Origin of the sequence: Alistipes sp. cv1 (assembly GCF_900240235.1) — a bacterium.
Taxonomy (GTDB): Bacteria; Bacteroidota; Bacteroidia; order Bacteroidales; family Rikenellaceae; genus Alistipes_A; species Alistipes_A hominis.
The window spans coordinates 115,943-133,066 of the sequence record NZ_OEPW01000004.1 but is presented as its reverse complement, the minus strand read 5'-3'; the positions used below and the strand labels follow the sequence as shown (position 1 = coordinate 133,066).

General features: G+C 56.0%; 15 protein-coding genes. 13 read left to right on the top strand and 2 right to left on the bottom strand.

The features are described from left to right. The first annotated feature begins 6 nt into the window (after positions 1–6). From C1A08_RS07810 to C1A08_RS07790, 5 genes are read left to right on the top strand one after another with little or no spacing between them, the layout of a single operon-like run. Positions 7–1,230, top strand: a complete 1,224-nt coding sequence (locus C1A08_RS07810) for an NADH:flavin oxidoreductase (RefSeq protein ID WP_055204786.1) — start codon at positions 7–9, stop codon at positions 1,228–1,230. Continuing rightward, positions 1,227–2,033, top strand: coding sequence for an SDR family NAD(P)-dependent oxidoreductase (locus C1A08_RS07805; RefSeq protein WP_101572574.1), 807 nt, complete (start codon positions 1,227–1,229; stop codon positions 2,031–2,033). The genes C1A08_RS07810 and C1A08_RS07805 overlap by 4 nt, the downstream gene beginning before the upstream one ends. Further along, a complete protein-coding gene (locus C1A08_RS07800; protein WP_101572573.1) occupies positions 2,023–2,901 on the top strand; it encodes an SDR family NAD(P)-dependent oxidoreductase in 879 nt (292 codons plus the stop codon). Before C1A08_RS07805 ends, C1A08_RS07800 begins: the two co-directional genes overlap by 11 nt. A gap of 12 nt (positions 2,902–2,913) precedes the next feature. Beyond that, a complete protein-coding gene (locus C1A08_RS07795; protein WP_081032590.1) occupies positions 2,914–3,825 on the top strand; it encodes a mechanosensitive ion channel family protein in 912 nt (303 codons plus the stop codon). A gap of 21 nt (positions 3,826–3,846) precedes the next feature. Continuing rightward, complete coding sequence (locus C1A08_RS07790; protein ID WP_101572571.1) at positions 3,847–4,893, top strand: BF3164 family lipoprotein; 1,047 nt, start codon at positions 3,847–3,849, stop codon at positions 4,891–4,893. Between the two features lie 624 nt (positions 4,894–5,517). Here C1A08_RS07790 and C1A08_RS07780 read toward each other — a convergent pair. Then, entirely contained in the window at positions 5,518–6,888 is a 1,371-nt protein-coding gene (locus tag C1A08_RS07780) for a TrpB-like pyridoxal phosphate-dependent enzyme (RefSeq protein ID WP_101572567.1), read from the bottom strand. Positions 6,889–7,205: 317 nt separating this feature from the next. On the opposite strand from C1A08_RS07780, the gene C1A08_RS07775 reads away from it, so the two are divergent. Next, complete coding sequence (locus C1A08_RS07775; protein ID WP_101572566.1) at positions 7,206–8,030, top strand: alpha/beta hydrolase; 825 nt, start codon at positions 7,206–7,208, stop codon at positions 8,028–8,030. A 131-nt stretch (positions 8,031–8,161) separates the two neighbouring features. On the opposite strand, the gene C1A08_RS13110 is transcribed toward C1A08_RS07775, so the two are convergent. Continuing rightward, positions 8,162–8,593, bottom strand: a complete 432-nt coding sequence (locus tag C1A08_RS13110; protein WP_145996540.1) for a hypothetical protein — start codon at positions 8,591–8,593, stop codon at positions 8,162–8,164. Positions 8,594–9,278: 685 nt separating this feature from the next. On the opposite strand from C1A08_RS13110, the gene C1A08_RS07765 reads away from it, so the two are divergent. From C1A08_RS07765 to gnd, 7 genes are all read left to right on the top strand, one after another. Continuing rightward, positions 9,279–10,634 (top strand): 3-keto-disaccharide hydrolase, encoded by a 1,356-nt coding sequence (locus tag C1A08_RS07765; protein ID WP_101572562.1) that lies wholly within the window; start codon positions 9,279–9,281, stop codon positions 10,632–10,634. A 41-nt stretch (positions 10,635–10,675) separates the two neighbouring features. Next, positions 10,676–11,536 (top strand): sugar phosphate isomerase/epimerase family protein, encoded by an 861-nt coding sequence (locus C1A08_RS07760; protein WP_101572560.1) that lies wholly within the window; start codon positions 10,676–10,678, stop codon positions 11,534–11,536. A 25-nt stretch (positions 11,537–11,561) separates the two neighbouring features. Next, positions 11,562–12,923 carry a Gfo/Idh/MocA family protein gene (locus C1A08_RS07755; RefSeq protein WP_101572558.1) on the top strand — a complete coding sequence of 454 codons (1,362 nt, stop codon included), beginning with the start codon at positions 11,562–11,564 and terminating at the stop codon, positions 12,921–12,923. Between the two features lie 63 nt (positions 12,924–12,986). Further along, positions 12,987–14,261 (top strand): Gfo/Idh/MocA family protein, encoded by a 1,275-nt coding sequence (locus C1A08_RS07750; RefSeq protein ID WP_101572555.1) that lies wholly within the window; start codon positions 12,987–12,989, stop codon positions 14,259–14,261. Between the two features lie 18 nt (positions 14,262–14,279). Further along, a complete protein-coding gene (locus tag C1A08_RS07745; protein WP_055204764.1) occupies positions 14,280–14,552 on the top strand; it encodes a hypothetical protein in 273 nt (90 codons plus the stop codon). A 3-nt stretch (positions 14,553–14,555) separates the two neighbouring features. Beyond that, on the top strand, positions 14,556–15,431 hold the full coding sequence (locus tag C1A08_RS07740) for an FAD:protein FMN transferase (RefSeq protein WP_101572553.1): 876 nt from the start codon (positions 14,556–14,558) through the stop codon (positions 15,429–15,431). A 196-nt stretch (positions 15,432–15,627) separates the two neighbouring features. After that, the gene (gene gnd / locus C1A08_RS07735) at positions 15,628–17,115 is read left to right on the top strand and encodes a decarboxylating NADP(+)-dependent phosphogluconate dehydrogenase (RefSeq protein WP_101572551.1); all 1,488 of its coding nucleotides are present in this window, start codon (positions 15,628–15,630) and stop codon (positions 17,113–17,115) included. Positions 17,116–17,124 lie beyond the last annotated feature (9 nt).

The following is a 17,124-nucleotide window of genomic DNA, read 5'->3' as shown; positions in this document are numbered from 1 at the left end:
AACGAAATGAAAGAATCGCTGTTGTTCACTCCGTGCAAGATCGGACCGCTGACCCTCCGCAACCGCACGATTCGCGCCGCCGCCTTCGAAGGCATGTGCGCGGGCAACTCGCCGACCGACCTGCTGTACGACTACCACCGCAGCGTCGCGCGCGGCGGCATCGGAATGACGACGTTGGCCTATGCTTCGGTAACGCGCAACGGTCTGTCGTTTCCGCATCAGTTGTGGCTGCGTCCGGAGATCGTGCCGGGTCTGCGCCGGATCACCGACGCCATCCACGCCGAAGGCGCCGCCGCCGGAATCCAGATCGGACACTGCGGCAACATGTCGCACCGGGGCATCTGCGGCTGCACGCCGCTGTCCGCTTCGTCCGGATTCAACATCTACTCCCCCACCTTCGTGCGGGGGCTGCGCAAAAACGAAATCCCCGGAATAGCTAAAGCGTTCGGCACGGCCGTGAAACTGGCCCGCGAAGCCGGATTCGACGCCGTCGAAGTACACGCCGGACACGGCTACCTGATCAGCCAATTCCTGTCGCCGTACACGAACCGGCGGCGCGACGAATACGGCGGATCGCTCGAAAACCGGATGCGCTTCATGAAAATATGTATGCAAGAGGCGATGGAAGCTGCCGGCAGCGATATGGCGGTGCTGGTCAAGACAAACATGCGCGACGGCTTCCGCGGCGGGCTCGAAATCGACGACTGCATCGAAGTGGCGCGCAATCTCGAAGCGTGCGGGGCGCATGCGCTGGTACTCAGCGGCGGATTCGTCAGCCGCGCGCCGATGTACGTAATGCGTGGACAGATGCCGATCCGCACGCTGACTTACTACATGAAACAGTTATGGCTCAAAGCGGGCGTCAAATTGGCCGGACGCTGGATGATCCCGTCGGTACCGTTCCGCGAAGCTTATTTTTACGAAGATGCGCTGCAATTCCGCAAAGCGCTGAAACTGCCGCTGGTCTATGTCGGCGGCCTCGTGTCGCGTGAAAAGATCGACATGGTGCTCGACAGCGGATTCGAATGCGTGGCGATGGCTCGCGCGCTGATCAACGAACCGGATTTCGTCAATCGGATGAAAGAGCGGGGCGAGTTGCGCTGCGGTTGCGAGCACACGAACTACTGCATCGCCCGGATGTACTCGGTCGAAATGGCCTGCCACCGACACCTGCAAGGGCTGCCGAAATGCCTGCAACACGAAATCGAACGAATCAACGCACGACGATGAACGCACAGCAACGCCCGACGCCCCTGGCCCTGGTCACCGGGGCGAGTTCCGGAATCGGCTACCAATACGCCCGGCTGCTCGCCGAAAAAGGCTACGACCTGCTGCTCGTAAGCAACGAGGAGCTACGGATCGCCGAAGTGGCGCGGGAACTCCGTCGGCAGTTCGGGGTACGGGCCGACGGGCTTTGCCGCGACCTGTCGCTCGCGGACGCCGCCGACTCGCTTTTCGAATACACCCGGCAGCAGGGGTTCGAAGTGGAGGTACTGGTCAACAACGCCGGCGTATTCTTTTTCGACGATCTGACCGAAACGGACAGCCGCCGGATCGAACGGATGATCGGCCTGCACGTACAAACCGTAACGATGCTTTGCCGCTATTTCGGCGCGGCGATGAAAGCGCGCGGCAAAGGCTACATACTGAACATGTCGTCGATGTCGGCCGGTATGCCGTTCCCGGGCATTTCGGTCTATGCGGCGACCAAAAGCTACCTGAAACAATTTTCGAAAGCGATTCATAACGAACTCTACGATTACGGCGTACGCGTGACGGCGGTTTGTCCGGGCGCGGTAGCCACCGACCTCTACAACCTCAGCGGGCATTATCAGCGGCTCGGACTGCGGCTCGGCATCCTGATGCGGCCCGAACGGCTGGCCCGCAAAGGATTGCGCGCGCTGTTCGCCGGACGCCGGTGTGTCACGCCGGGCGCGGTCAACCACCTGTTCATGCCGCTCGCGGCGCTCGTTCCGTCGCGGCTGATCCGGCTGATCAAACGTCGTGCAAAATTTTACCGCTATGGAAGATAAGCCGTTACACATCGTCACCGGAGCCAGCGGCGGCATCGGCCAGGCGTTGACCGAACGACTCGCAAAGCAGGGATACCGCGTACTGATGGCCTGCCGCAATCCGGAAAAATCGGAACCGATCCTCACGCGCATCCGCAAGCGGAGCGGCAACCCGGAAATCTCGCTGCTGCCGCTGGATCTGGGTTCGCTGGATTCGATCGCCCGCTTCGCCGCAGAACTGAAAGCGCGGGGACAAAGAATCGACGTCCTACTGAACAACGCCGGAACGATGAACGGCACGTTCGGTCTGACGGCCGACGGCTTCGAACAAACCGTCGGCGTCAACTGCGTCGGAACGGCCGCGCTGACGCTCGCCCTGCTGCCGCTGATGCACCCCGGCAGCCGCATCGTAAATACGCTGTCGTGCACCTACCGGATCGGCCGAGTCGACGACCGACTGCTCGAACCCGATCCGGAGCGTTACGCTCGTTTCCGAGCTTACGGCACTTCGAAACTGGCCCTGCTGCTGTTCTCGCTCGAATTGCGCGAGCGGGTCGCCCGCCAGGGCATCGGCGTTTTCGCAGCCGATCCGGGCATCGTCGACACAAACATGATTACGATGCACCGCTGGTTCGACCCGATCGCCGACCTGCTGTTCCGTCCGCTGATCAAGACGCCCGAACAAGGTGCCGAAACGGCTCTGCAACTGGCCTGCGGAAAGCTCCCGGTCAGCGGAAACAGCCTCTACTGGCGGAACGGCAAGGCACGCCGGATTTCGGATTCGGTCGTGAATCACCCCTGTCGGAAACATCTCTGGAAACAGATTTTGCAACTGACGACACGAGCGATTCCCGAAACAGAAACTTATTTTCGATCTTTAAAATACTAAAATCAATCGAATATGACTCTTTCATCGCTATGGATGTCGGCGCAAACGATCGTGGCCGACTCGACGCACAAAGAAAAAATCGCGGAAAAACTGACCGCCCTGTCCCACATGTCGGGAGAAGAAGTCATTAGCATGATCATCCGGGGCGCCCTCGACATCTCGGCCCGTATCCTGATCGCCCTGGTCATCCTGGCGATCGGCCGCTGGATCATCCGCTACCTGAAAAACATCCTGCGCAAAATGCTGACCAAACGAGAGGTAGACGCTTCGCTCAAAAGTTTCCTGATGAGCCTGGTGAGCATCTCGCTGACGCTGTTTCTGATTATCACGATCATCAGCATCCTCGGTATCGACACCACGTCGTTCGTCGCGATCTTCGCATCGGCCGGTCTGGCGATCGGCATGGCGTTGAGCGGTACGTTGCAGAACTTCGCAGGAGGCGTTATGATCCTTATATTCAAGCCATTCCATGTAGGCGATTTCATCGAAGCGCAGGGACAGACCGGCACGGTCAAAGAGATCCAACTATTCAACACGATCATCAACACGCCGGACAACAAAACGATCATGATTCCGAACGGCGGCATATCGACCGGCATTATCAACAACTATTCGAAGGAGAACCGGCGGCGCGTGGAGTGGACGTTCGGCATCGGTTACGGCGACGACTACGACAAGGCGAAAGCCACGATCGCCGAGTTGCTCGAACAGGACGACCGGATACTTCCCGAACCGGCCCATTTCATCGCGCTGTCGAGCCTCGGCGACAGTTCGGTTAACATCGTCGTACGCGTATGGACCAGCACCGACAATTTCTGGAGCGTCTTTTTCGACATGAACGAAAAAGTATACAAGCGCTTCGCCGAAGTCGGGCTGAACATTCCGTTCCCGCAGATGGACGTACACCTGCATCAGAAAAGTTAATCAACATATTATTAAATCGTTATGCTAAAAAAATGGTCGATATTGCTATTGCTCGTTGCAATAGTGACCGGTTGCAAAAATTCCAAGGAATTCCGACAAATCAAAAGTTTTTCGGAATTTCCTTTAACTGATTCGATTCGACTGACCTCTTTGCAAATAGCCGATTCGTTAAGTTATCCCACACGCATCTACGATTACGATTCGCTGTTCGCATTCAAGGATCTGAGCAGGGAAAACCAAGTTATCCTTTTTTCAAAGAAAACAGGGCGACAGCAAACCATCGTCGCAAAAGGCCGGGGACCTTATGAACTATTGGGAGCTTGGTCATTATCAGCTCCGGATTCGTCAGGCAATTTTTATATTCACGACGTGGTTACCTCTGAAATCATGCGGGTCAATTTGCCCGAAGCTTTACAACGAGCAACCGGTTATGCACAAAAAATGCAGTTAAGGGAAGATCTGCTACCGATGGAATGCATCGCTCGAACGGAAGACTCTTTGTTTGTCGGCACGGGTCGTTTCGAAGATTGCCGGGTAATCAAATTCAACCAAAAGGGAGAAATCAAAGCGAAAATAGGCTGTTCTCCGCAAATATCTTCTGCCCGAACAGCCAACCCGCAGGTTAATCAGGCTTATATAGGCGTCGTCAAGGCAAGTCCCAACAACCGGTCGTATGCAATTGCATGTAGATATGCCGATCAAATAGAGGTTTTTCATTCAAATGATACGACTCAGGCTTTTTTTATCAAAGGACCCATGCTTTTCGAACCTAAAACAAAAATTGTCAAAGGGAATGTCGGACTGGAAGCCGAATGTATGTACGGTTATGTAGATCTTGCCGTTACGGATCAATGGATCATCGGATTGTTTTCCGGACGCACCTTATCGGAAAAGCGAGCCAACCAAGGAAATGCACTGCATATTTTTACATGGGACGGCACACCGGTAGCACGTTATTTTATGGATCAAGATTGCATTTCGATCGATATGGCAAATGACAGCACATTATACGCACTTTCTATTGCTCCGCAACCGGAAGTTTTTTCTTACAAAATGACTGACAAGTGAAATGGATCTTAGCCATTTGCCTCTTAAGTTACTTGAATAGTTGTGCAAAAGGAACCGAATTGATAGCTCCTGCCGATGAATCGTGTTGTCTGATGAGTGTCATATACGATACGGTACATCAAGGAAATATCATATGCGACAGTACTTCATATTTATTTGCATGTTATAATTTCGACTGTTCCTCCTGCATTGCAGCAATGGAAGAAACGGAGAAATTTCTGAAATCATACTCTAACGTGTGCTATATCGTTTATTCTCAAGATTCCATTACGTTATCATACTATATTCAAAAAATAGCGCCTCGCGCCACCGTTTTATATGACAAAAACAATGCTTTTTTCATAGCCAACAGACACCGGTATAATCTCGCCAGAGATTTTCCGGTTTTTATCATAAAAAAAGGACATTTGATTTATGCGAATAATCCTTTAAAAAACGGATTGCAAAAGATTATATTTAAACGAAAAGCAAAAGATTTCCTCAAACAGAAGAATAAATAAAAATTGAATTTGATTACCAAAATCGATAATCGTCAAACCGTGCAATTGATTCTCCAATAAAAGAAATGCCCTCCAAACGAAAATAGGAGGGCATCTCAGTATTCTCTTATAAACTATTTTCGAATCACAATTTCATCGTGTCGAGCTCCTTGATGTTCTCGGCGATTTGCTCGTCGGTCAGCGTGTAGTTCATCAGGTCGCCGGCGATGTATTTGTCGTACGACGCCATGTCGATCAGACCGTGTCCGGACAGGTTGAACAGGATCACCTTCTGTTCGCCGCTCTCCTTGCATTTGTTAGCTTCGTCGACGGCCGCCGCGATCGCATGGCACGATTCGGGAGCGGGGATGATGCCTTCGGTCTGCGCGAACAGGCAGCCCGCCTCGAAGCTGTCCAACTGCGCGATATCGACCGCTTCCATCATCTTGTCTTTCAGCAGTTGCGATACGATCACGCCCGCTCCGTGGTAGCGCAGTCCGCCGGCATGAATGTTGGCCGGGGCGAAATTATGTCCGAGCGTGAACATCGGCAGCAGCGGCGTGTAGCCTGCCTCGTCGCCAAAATCGTAGCGGAACACGCCGCGCGTCAGTTTCGGACACGAGTTCGGTTCGGCGGCGATGAAACGCGTCTTTTTGCCCGACAGGATGTTGTGCCGCATGAACGGGAACGAAATGCCGCCGAAATTCGATCCGCCGCCGAAACAGCCGATCACGATGTCGGGATATTCGCCGGCCATCGCCATCTGTTTCTCGGCTTCGAGGCCGATAATCGTCTGGTGCAGCGTCACGTGGCTCAATACCGAGCCGAGCGTATATTTGCAGTTCGGCGTGCTCATCGCCAGTTCGATCGCCTCGGAAATAGCCGTCCCGAGCGAACCCTGGTAGTTCGGATGGTCGGTCAGGATCTTGCGGCCCGCCTTGGTCGACATCGACGGCGAAGCGGTCACCTGCGCGCCGAACGTCTGCATGATCGAACGGCGGTAAGGCTTCTGTTCGTAACTGATTTTGACCATGTAGACAGCCAATTCGAGACCGAACGCCTTGGCCGCGTACGACAGCGCGGCGCCCCACTGGCCCGCGCCGGTTTCGGTCGTGATGTTGGTAATCCCCTCCTGTTTGCAGAAATAAGCCTGCGCGATGGCCGAATTCAGCTTGTGCGACCCTACCGGGCTGACGCTTTCGTTCTTAAAATAGATATGCGCCGGAGTGCCCAACGCCTTTTCCAGCTCGTAAGCCCGTACCAGCGGCGTACAACGGTAGTTCTTGTACTGCTCCCGGACCGCCTCCGGAATGTCGATCCACGCGTCGGTCTGGTTCATCTCCTGATCGGCCAGCGCTTTGGCGAAGATCGGATAGAGATCCGAAGCGCGCAGCGGCTCGCGGGTCTGCGGATTGAGCGGCGGCATCGGCTTGTTCGGCATGTCGGCCGCGATATTGTACCATTGGGTCGGAATTTCGCTTTCCGGAAGGATAAATCGTTTCGTTCTCGTGCTCATATCTTTTATGTTTTGAATGTTTGTCGTACCGAAAAAACAAGGGCTGTCGTGAGTTCGACAGCCCTATGCATTATGTTGCGGATCCTTTCCTCGCACGGTGAAGCCTCTCACGATCGTTTCAGATGCGAGCGCCACCAAAATTTATCGTTCACCGGAAGATCCATGAAAATCATCGTTTACCGACCGCAAATGTAACGAAAAAAACGGAAACCCCGCAAAATCAGGCAAAATATTTTTAACTTTGAACGACCGTTTCGCCCGGATTTTCCGTGAACAAAATTCTATTTCCAACATAAATCGGTGAAAAACAAAAAATTATGAAAGTAAGGAATTTGATCTTGCTGTCGGTTGCGTTATTTTCGGCCGCTTTCGCGCAGGCCGCGACCGTGGATACGCTGTCGGTCTGGAGCGCGTCGATGAACAAAGGAGTCGAAGTGGTGGTAGTCGTACCCGACGGCGCCCGGACGAAAACGGGGCCGGCCTACCCGGTGCTCTACCTGCTGCACGGTTACAGCGGCTATGCCGCCAATTGGCTGCAGGTGAAACCCGAACTGGTGCAGTTGGCCGAACGCGACAGCGTGATCGTCGTATGCCCGGACGGCAAGAACAGCTGGTACTGGGACAGCCCCGTCGATCCGTCGATGCGTTACGAAACCTTCGTATCGCAGGAATTGCTCCGCGACATAGACGCCCGTTACCATACGCGCGCCGATCGCAGCGGACGGGCCATCACCGGTCTGAGCATGGGCGGGCACGGCGCCATGTGGCTTTCGCTGCGCCATAAAGACCGCTTCGGGGCCGCCGGATCGACCAGCGGGGGATTGGACATCCGCCCGTTCCCGGACAACTGGGAGATGAAAAAAGCGCTGGGCGAAAAGGCCGACAATCCGAAGCGCTGGGACGACTACGCGGCGATCAACCAGATCGACAGCATCGCCAACGGCGACCTGGCGTTGATCATCGACTGCGGTTACGGCGACTTTTTCGCCGAAGTAAACCGCAACTTCCACGACAAGCTGATGGAGCGCGGGATCGACCACGACTACATCGTGCGGCCGGGCGTGCACGACGGCCTCTACTGGAACAACTCGATCGACTACCAGTGGCTCTTTTTCAAAAAATTCTTCGACCGGGGACGCTAATCCGCCGCCCGTCCGGAATACGATAAAACCGGCTCCCCGTCTTCCGGCCGGGGAGAAAACAAGAACATTCCCCTGTCCGCGCAGACGAAAACCGCACGGGCAGGGGGATATTTATTTCGGAAGAAAAATCGTCAATCGCCCAACCGTTCCAGATACTTCGCCTCGTCCAGGCGGCCCGCGACGGCATCCGCGATAATCTCCCGGCAAAGGTCGGACAGCGCGACGGCGTCGGCCGTGAATTCGTCGTTTAAGGACAGCGTCCAGACTTCGTTATCGACCACGCAGCGGAAAGTCGCCCAATACCCTACGGAGGGGCCTTCCGCCTTGCTGTCGAAACGGTCGATCCAGTTCACGAACTTATTATACAACGCCTCCGCGAACCGGTCGCCGATGCGAAACGTTCGGGTCTCGACCCGATAGCGCTTCGGGGCCTCCTCCTGACATTTTGCGTACATAGCTAAGTTGTGTTCGACCGATTGACGAATCATACTGTCGGTTACCGTATCCAGATCCTTTAGCGGGGTTCCGATCGAAGGATACTCTTTTTCTAACGCTCTGTTCACTTCCTGAAATTTAGGAATACTTTTAACTTCAAGCAAGTAATACCGATCCGATGAATCCCTCACAATCCGAAGACCTAAAACTTCTATGAATTCTCGTTCGAAGAAATATTCCACGGGCGCGTTGAAATCTTCGAAAAAAAGGTTTTCGATATCGGTTTTTCCGTCCAGATTGGAAAACGGTTTGATCGAGCCGTCCGGCTGGACATTCTCCAGCCGGCTTTTGATATAGTTGTTTTCGATCCTCTTCGAAAACTGAACGGGATAATCCCGGGCCGAAACAGTCTGCAATAGTAATATTGCAAAAAAAGCCGTTATTATTTTATTCATAAAACCGTATGATTGTTCAACGATAAACCTTCTTCCGACCCCGAAAAAGTTGCAACGTTTCGCTTCGGATCACTGAAATATAAGCCAAAATATTTCATATTCAAAAGATTTTACAAACTATCTTCAATTCGTCCCCCGAAAAGAACGAATGCGCTACGAAGTACGGCCTTTACTGTCCCGGAGGAAAACCAACCTCTGTTATTTTCAGTTATATCATTTAAAATCAAGCAAATACTAATTAAAGTCGTAAATTTTCAGACGCCGTTTTCTTTTTTAAAAATAATTCCTACCTTTGACATATTAAAGTCGTGCCCGTGCACGGAGATTTGTTTTTAACCCAAAAAATCATAAAAGCCTGATGAAAAAACTGTTTATAGCGCTCGGAATGCTCTGTTTCTGCGCGACCGTATCCGCCCAGGGCAACTGGGAGCCCTTGTTCAACGGCAAAAGCCTGAAAGGATGGAAAAAGCTGAACGGCGCGGCCGAATACCGCATCGAAGACGGCGCGATCGTCGGCGTCAGCCGGGTCAATACGCCCAATACGTTCCTTTGCACCGATAAGACATACGGAGATTTCATCCTCGAACTCAGCTTCAAGGTGGACGAAGGGCTGAACTCCGGCGTGCAGTTCCGCAGCAACTCGAAACCCGATTACCGCAACGGACAGGTGCACGGCTACCAGTACGAAATCGACCCTTCGGTGCGGGCATGGAGCGGCGGCATCTACGACGAAGGACGCCGCGGATGGCTCTATCCGATGACAAAAAACCCGTGCGCGCAAAAAGCGTTCAAACCGGGCGAGTGGAACAAACTGCGCATCGAGGCGATCGGCGACCGCATCCGCACGTGGCTGAACGGCATTCCGACGGCCGACATCCTCGACAACGCCGACGCTGCAGGTTTCATCGCCTTGCAGGTGCACGGTATCGGCGATAACGCCGCAATGGAAGGCAAAACCGTCCGCTGGAAAAACATCCGCATCTGCACGACCGATCTCGAAACCGAAAAGATGCCCGAAATCTGCTGTCTGCCGCAGATCAACTGCATCCCGAACACGATCTCCGAGCGCGAAGCGGCCCAGGGATGGACGCTGCTCTGGGACGGTAAAACCACCGACGGATGGCGCGGCGCGAAACGCGCCGACTTCCCTCCTTCGGGCTGGGAAATCCGCAACGACATGCTGTGCGTGCAGAAATCCGACGGCCGCGAATCGGCTAACGGCGGCGATATCGTCACGACGCGCAAATACAAAGACTTCGAACTGGTCGCAGACTTCGAGATCACCGAAGGGGCCAACAGCGGCATCAAATATTTCGTCGATCCGGATATGAACAAAGGCGAAGGCTCGGCCATCGGCTGCGAATTCCAAATCCTCGACGACCAGCGCCACCCGGACGCCAAACTCGGCGTAAAGGGAAATCGCAAGCTCGGTTCGCTGTACGACCTGATCCCTGCGCCGGACAACAAGCCGTTCCGTCCCGGACAGTTCAACACGGCGCGAATCGTCGTGAAGGGCAACCACGTAGAACACTGGCTCAACGACGTGAAACTGATCGAATACGATCGCAACAACCAGGAGTGGAATGCGCTGGTAGCATACAGCAAATACCGCGACTGGCCGAACTTCGGCAATTCCGAAAGCGGATATATCCTGTTGCAGGATCACGGCGACGAAGTACACTTCAAGAACATCAAGATCCGCGAGTTGAAATAACCGCAACCCGCCCTGCCCCGCTGCCTGAAAACTTCAAAACCATGAAAACACGGATCCTCTGTATAGCAGGACTGCTCGTCTTCGGATGCGGCGGCCTTCGGGCCAAAAAGCCGCAATCGCTAAACGCACGAATCGGAGTATGTTCCGACGTTCGCAACGCGCAGCGGCTCAAAGCCGCCGGAGCCGACTGCCTCGAGGCCGGCGTCTCCGCTTTCCTGGTTCCGGACAAGCCGGAAGAGGCATTCGACAAAAACCTCGCCCTGCTGCGGGAATCCGGCTCGGAGATCGTTAGCTGCAACGGTTTCCTGCCGGCTTCGATGATCGTGGTAGGCCCTTCGACCGACCACGACAAGATCCTGGCATGGGCCGAAACGACTTTTCGCAGAGCCGAACGGGCCGGTATCCGGTACATCGTTTTCGGCAGCGGAAAATCGCGCAAAGTGCCCGACGGATTCTCGCGCGAAACGGCCGAAGAACAATTCGTGCGACTATGCAAACGGCTCGGTCCGGTCGCCGCGCGCTACCGCGTGACGGTCGTAATCGAACCGCTGAACAGCCGCGAAACGAACCTGATCAATTCGGTGTCGGAAGGCGCTTCGATCGTCGAACGCGTGAATCACAAAAACATCCGGCTGCTGTGCGACCTATTTCACATGACGGCCGACGGAGAGCCGCCGCAGGCTATCGTCGACGCGGGAAAGCATATCCGGCACTGCCACATCGCCGAAGCCGCCGAACGGACGGCCCCCGGCACCGACGGGGACGATTTTCGTCCCTACCTGCGCGCGCTGAAAAAAATCGGCTACAAAGGCTGCGTATCGATCGAATGCATGTGGAAAGATTTCGGAGCGCAACTGCCGACGGCTGTCGCGGAGCTCCGCAAACAAATGAACGACTTATAACTGAAACAACTAACCTAAAACGATCATGAACGAAAAAATATCCAGGCGGGAATTTCTGAAGAAAGCGGGTCTCGTATCGGCCGGAGCCGTAATGGGCAATTTCATCCTCAGTCCGAAAAGCTATGCGCGCGTCAAAGGCGCTAACGACCGCGTCAACGTGGCGGTGGTCGGTTTCTCCGACCGGTTCCGCAGTTCGCTGTTGCCCGGTTTTACGGATCACCGCGAGGAACTGAACTTCGACATGATCGGCGTGTCGGACATCTGGAGCCTGCGCCGCGATGAAGGCGTGCAGGTCGTGGGAGAGAAAATCGGGCACAAGGTCAAAGGATACCGCAACAACGAAGAGATGTACAAAGACAAGGACATCGACGCGGTAATCATCTCCACGCCGGATTTCGCGCACGCCACGCACACCGTCGAGGCGGCCGAACACGGCAAGCATATCTACGTCGAAAAACCGTTCGCCGAAACGATGGAGGACAACCGCCGCGCGAGAGCCGCCGTCGAAAAGGCGGGCGTCGTATTCCAGGTCGGTTCGCAACGTCGCAGCGCGCCGAATTACCACGCGGCGAACGACTACATCCGCTCGGGCCAATTCGGCGACATCGTGATGTGCGAAATGACGTGGAACGTCAACCAGCCGGGCCGCTGGCGCCGTCCGTCGCTCGTTCCGAAGTGCAGGGAAGAAGACCTCGACTGGATTCGCTTCCTGTGCAACCGCCCGTTCGAAGCGTTCGACCCGCGCAAGTACCTCGAATATCGGTTGTTCTGGCCCTATTCGTCGGGAATCCCCGGCCAGTGGATGGCGCACCAGATCGACACGGTGCACTGGTTCACCGGACTGAAACACCCGCGCAGCGTAACGGCCAACGGCGGCATCTACCTGTGGCACGACGGCCGCACGAATTTCGACACGATGACCGCCGTGATGGACTACGGTCCGGCCGACGACCCGCAGAAAGGATTCCTCGTACAATACACCTCGCGTTTTACGAACAGCGCCGGCAGCGTCAAGGAGATCTACTACTCGAACGGCGGCGAGCTGAACCTCGACACCAACAAGATCACCCCGAACGGCGGTCTGACCGAAGGGGAAGCCAAAGCGATGGGTATGCATGCGAATCAGCTCGCGCCGCTCGATCTGAAATCGACGATGAAAGTGGCCACGGCCGGAGTAACCGGCGTAGACCCGATGACCTCGGTTCACGTCCGCAACTGGATGGAGTGCATCCGTAGCGGCGAAAAAACGAACGCTCCGGTCGAAGCGGCCTACGACCATTCGTCGGCCTGCATCATGGTCAATGCCGCGCTGCGCACCAAACAATACGTCACGTTCGACGAAGAGCACCAGGAAGTGCTGGCAGGCGGCAAAGTTTTTAAATTTTAATAAAAAAAGTACATTTGTAATCGGGGCCGATACAATAGGCCCCCCCTGCAATCCGAAGAAACCATGAACAACGAGAAAATAAACCGCCGGGACTTCCTGAAAGAGCTCGGATTCGTCGCGGGCACCACAGCCCTGCTCTCCTCTTTCCCGTGGCTGTCGGGAATGGCCGAGGACAAGCGGAAAGCCACGACGGGACACAAAGCCCGGATCGCGGTGATCGGCACCGGCGACCGGGGACGCTACCTGCTCAATTTCCTGGTAATGAACCCGAAGGCCGAAGTCGTATGGCTGTGCGACAATTACGAGCCGTGGCTCGAACTGGGCCGTCAGATCGCGCCGAGCGCGAAAACCTGCGCGGATTACCGGCAAGTGATCGACGACCCGAACGTAGACGGCGTGATAATCGCCACCCCGTTGCATACGCACCTCGAAATCGCCGGCGCCGCGATGGAAGCGGGCAAGCACGTTTTCTGCGAAAAATCAATGACCCGGACGCTGCCGGACACACTGACGATGTACCAAACCCATAAACGGACGGGGCACGTTTTTTTCGTCGACCAACAGCGGCTTTTCGACCCGGTCTACCTGAAGGCGATCGAAATGATCCGTTCGGGAATGTTCGGCGAAATACAGGGGATCAAAACGTTCTGGAACCGCAACGGCGACTGGCGCAGGCCCGTCCCGTCGCCCGAACTGGAGCGTAAAATCAACTGGCGGCACTACAAGGAATACTCCGGCGGCCTGATGACCGAGTTGGGCTGCCACCAGATCCAAATGGGAACGTGGATCTGGCGCGAGCTGCCCGAACGGATCTACGGACAGGGGGGAATCACCTACTGGAAAGACGGCCGCGAAGTGGAGGACAATGTCGGCGTGATGTATACGTACAAAAACGGCAAGCGGATGTCCTTCGACTCGATCATATCAAACCAGTTCTACGGGCTCGAAGAGCAGATTATGGGCAACCTGGGAACCATCGAACCCGAAGTCGGCAAATACTATTTCGAAAAGACGCCGCCGATGCCCGGATTCTTGCAGATGATCAACAACATCGAGAAGGATATTTTCAGTTCCGTCTCTTTCGCCGGCCCGAGCTGGGACCCCGAGATCGCCCGCAAGAACCACGGCGAATACATCATCGGCAAGAAACGCGACTTCCTGGACGGCACCGGCTTCACGGTCGATGCGTTCGTCGAAGCCGCGATCACCGGAGAACAACCGCCGATGATCGCCGAGGAGGGCTACTACGCGACCGTGCTGTCGCTGCTCGGGCTGCAAGCCATCGAAGAAAAACGGGAAATTCTGTTCCCGGAAGAGTACCGCATCGACTATCTGTAACCGCAAAAGCGACGAACTATGAAAGATATCGTAATCAAGGGGCGGCAAATCCGCCGGGAAATAATCGTATGGATCTGCTGCGTAGCCGCGCTGACGGCATGGAACGCTTATGCCATCGTCCAGTACGGAACCAGTTGGAGCGAACTTCTGTCGTTGTGGTACGTAATCTTGCCGTTGTCCGTGCTGCTTTACGCCGTGCTGATCCCGATCCGCTGGGCAGGCAGGCTCGTCCTGCGACTCGTGTGCGGGAAAGGCGGCTGCCGCAAACGTAACGAAAAAGCGAAAGCGTAACGGATGGGAGATGCGGTCAGCCATACGTTCCGGCAAATGCAGAACGGAACGGGTCTGTTCTACGGATGGTTCGAAGCGATGCACAGCCGGTTCGACCTGTTGACGGTCGGCCCGACTGAAAATGAAGCTGCAGCATTGTGCCGCGACATCGCCGCGGAGATCCGGAGGATCGAGAACCGCCTGAACCGGTTCGACGAAGCGAGCGACGTGTGGCAGATCAATCAGAACACGTTCTATGACAAATGCCCGGCCGATCCGGAGTTGCTCGGGATTTTCGCCGATGCGCTGCGTTACCGCGAAATGACCGGCGGGGCGTTCGATATTGCGATCCAAACGCCGGAATACTTGCCGGGGGAGTCCTGTTTCGCGGTCGACCCCGCCTGCGAAGCGGTCGTCAAACTGCGTCCGGACGCAATTTTCGATTTCGGGGGATACGGCAAGGGATACGCGTTGCAACAGGCGCTCGGCATGTTGAAAAACGCCGGAATCACGACCGCGTTGGTCAATTTCGGCAATAGTTCGGTCTGCGGGATCGGGCGCCACCCGTCCGGCGACAGTTGGCAGGTCGGCGTAGAGAACCCGTTACGGCGCGGCGAGAACATGACCTTCTTCGGACTGAACGACCTCTGCCTCTCCTCGTCGGGCAACCTGCCGTCGAACCGCGGACACATCCGTTCGCCGCGAACCGGAAAACCGGTCACCGACAACCGGATCGTCTCGGTAGCGGCTCCGTCCGCCCTCGACAGCGAGGTGCTCTCCACCGCGTTGTTCGTCGCCGATGCCGCACAGCGGCAGACCGTCCTGCGGCATTTCGCGCTCGCGCGCGTCGCCGAGATGGATTTCACGACCGCCGGTCACACGACCCGCGAAGCGGTCTGAATCCGCCGTTCCATAATTCACACGAATTCGCGCAAGTCCCGACGGCATCGTTCCACCGGGACTTTATTTTGCTATCGAATTGAGAATCCGCCGTTTTTTCTGAAAGATCAGAAGGTTTGATCCGAAAAAAGTATGATATTTGTATAGAAACGCTATGCGGCCGCAAGGCTTCGCAAATTCAAAACTCACGAAAACTATGGAAAAAACGGATATCGGACTGATCGGCCTGGCCGTAATGGGTGAAAACCTCGCGCTGAACATGGAAAGCAAAGGATTCAGCGTGTCGGTCTACAACCGGACGGCGCCGGGCGAAAAAGGCGTCGTCGACCGTTTCGTCGCAGGACGCGGCAACGGGAAACGGTTCACGGGCACGCACTCGATTCGCGAGTTGGTCGGATCGGTCAGGCGTCCGCGCCGGATCATGATGATGGTGCGGGCCGGGGAAGCGGTCGACGAACTGATCGCGCAATTGACGCCGCTGATGGAACCGGGAGACGTAATTATCGACGGAGGCAACTCCGCCTTTCAGGATACGGCCCGGCGCGTGAAAGAGGTCGAAAACCGGGGACTGTATTTCGTCGGAGCGGGGATCTCCGGCGGGGAGGAAGGGGCCCTGCACGGCCCGTCGATCATGCCGGGAGGTACGCCGGAAGCATGGCCGCTGGTCAAAGACGTATTGCAGGGCATCGCCGCGAAGCTGGACGACGGCACCCCGTGCTGCGAATGGATCGGCAGCGGCGGAGCCGGGCACTTCGTCAAAACGGTGCATAACGGCATCGAGTACGGCGATATGCAGCTAATCGCGGAGGCTTACGCACTGCTGAAAAACAGCTTGCAGCTCGATCCCGAAACGATGCACCGCGTATTCGCCGAATGGAACCGAGGCGAACTGAACAGCTTTCTGATCGAAATCACCGCCCGGATCGTCCATTTTAAAGACCCGAAAGGAGGCTATCTGATCGACCGCATACTCGACGTGGCGGGACAGAAAGGCACCGGCAAGTGGAGCGTCGTCACGGCTGTCGACGAAAACGACCCGCTCACGCTGATTACCGAAGCGGTCTACGCGCGGCTGATCTCGTCGATGAAAGAAGCGCGGATCACGGCGAGCGGGCTCTATCCGGACGCGCGTACCGACCTCAACGCGATGACCGGCCGCGAACCGGACGACGAGAAAGCCGTCCAGGCGGAAGCGATACGCGACGCGCTGTATGCCGCCAAGCTGATCTCTTATGCGCAGGGATTCTCGCTGATGCAACGCGCTTCGGCCCATTACCGGTGGGATCTCGACTGCGGCACGATCGCCCGGATCTGGCGCAAGGGATGCATCATCCGTTCGGCGTTCCTCGAAAAGATCACCGAAGCCTACGACCGAAACCCGCTGCTCGAAAACCTGCTTTTCGACGACTTTTTCCGCGACAAAATCACCGCCGCGCTGCCCGCATGGCGCAGCGTCGTCGCAGCGGGGGCTCTCGGCGGAACGGCGCTGCCGTGCATGGGCTCGGCGCTCAGCTATTTCGACGGCCTGCGGACGGCCGACTCGCCGGCCAGTCTGATCCAGGCGCAGCGCGACTACTTCGGCGCGCACACCTTCGAACGCACCGACGCGCCGCGCGGGGAGTTTTTCCACAACGACTGGACCGGCCGGGGCGGCAAGACCTCGTCGGGCAGTTACAACGTATAGCACAAGACA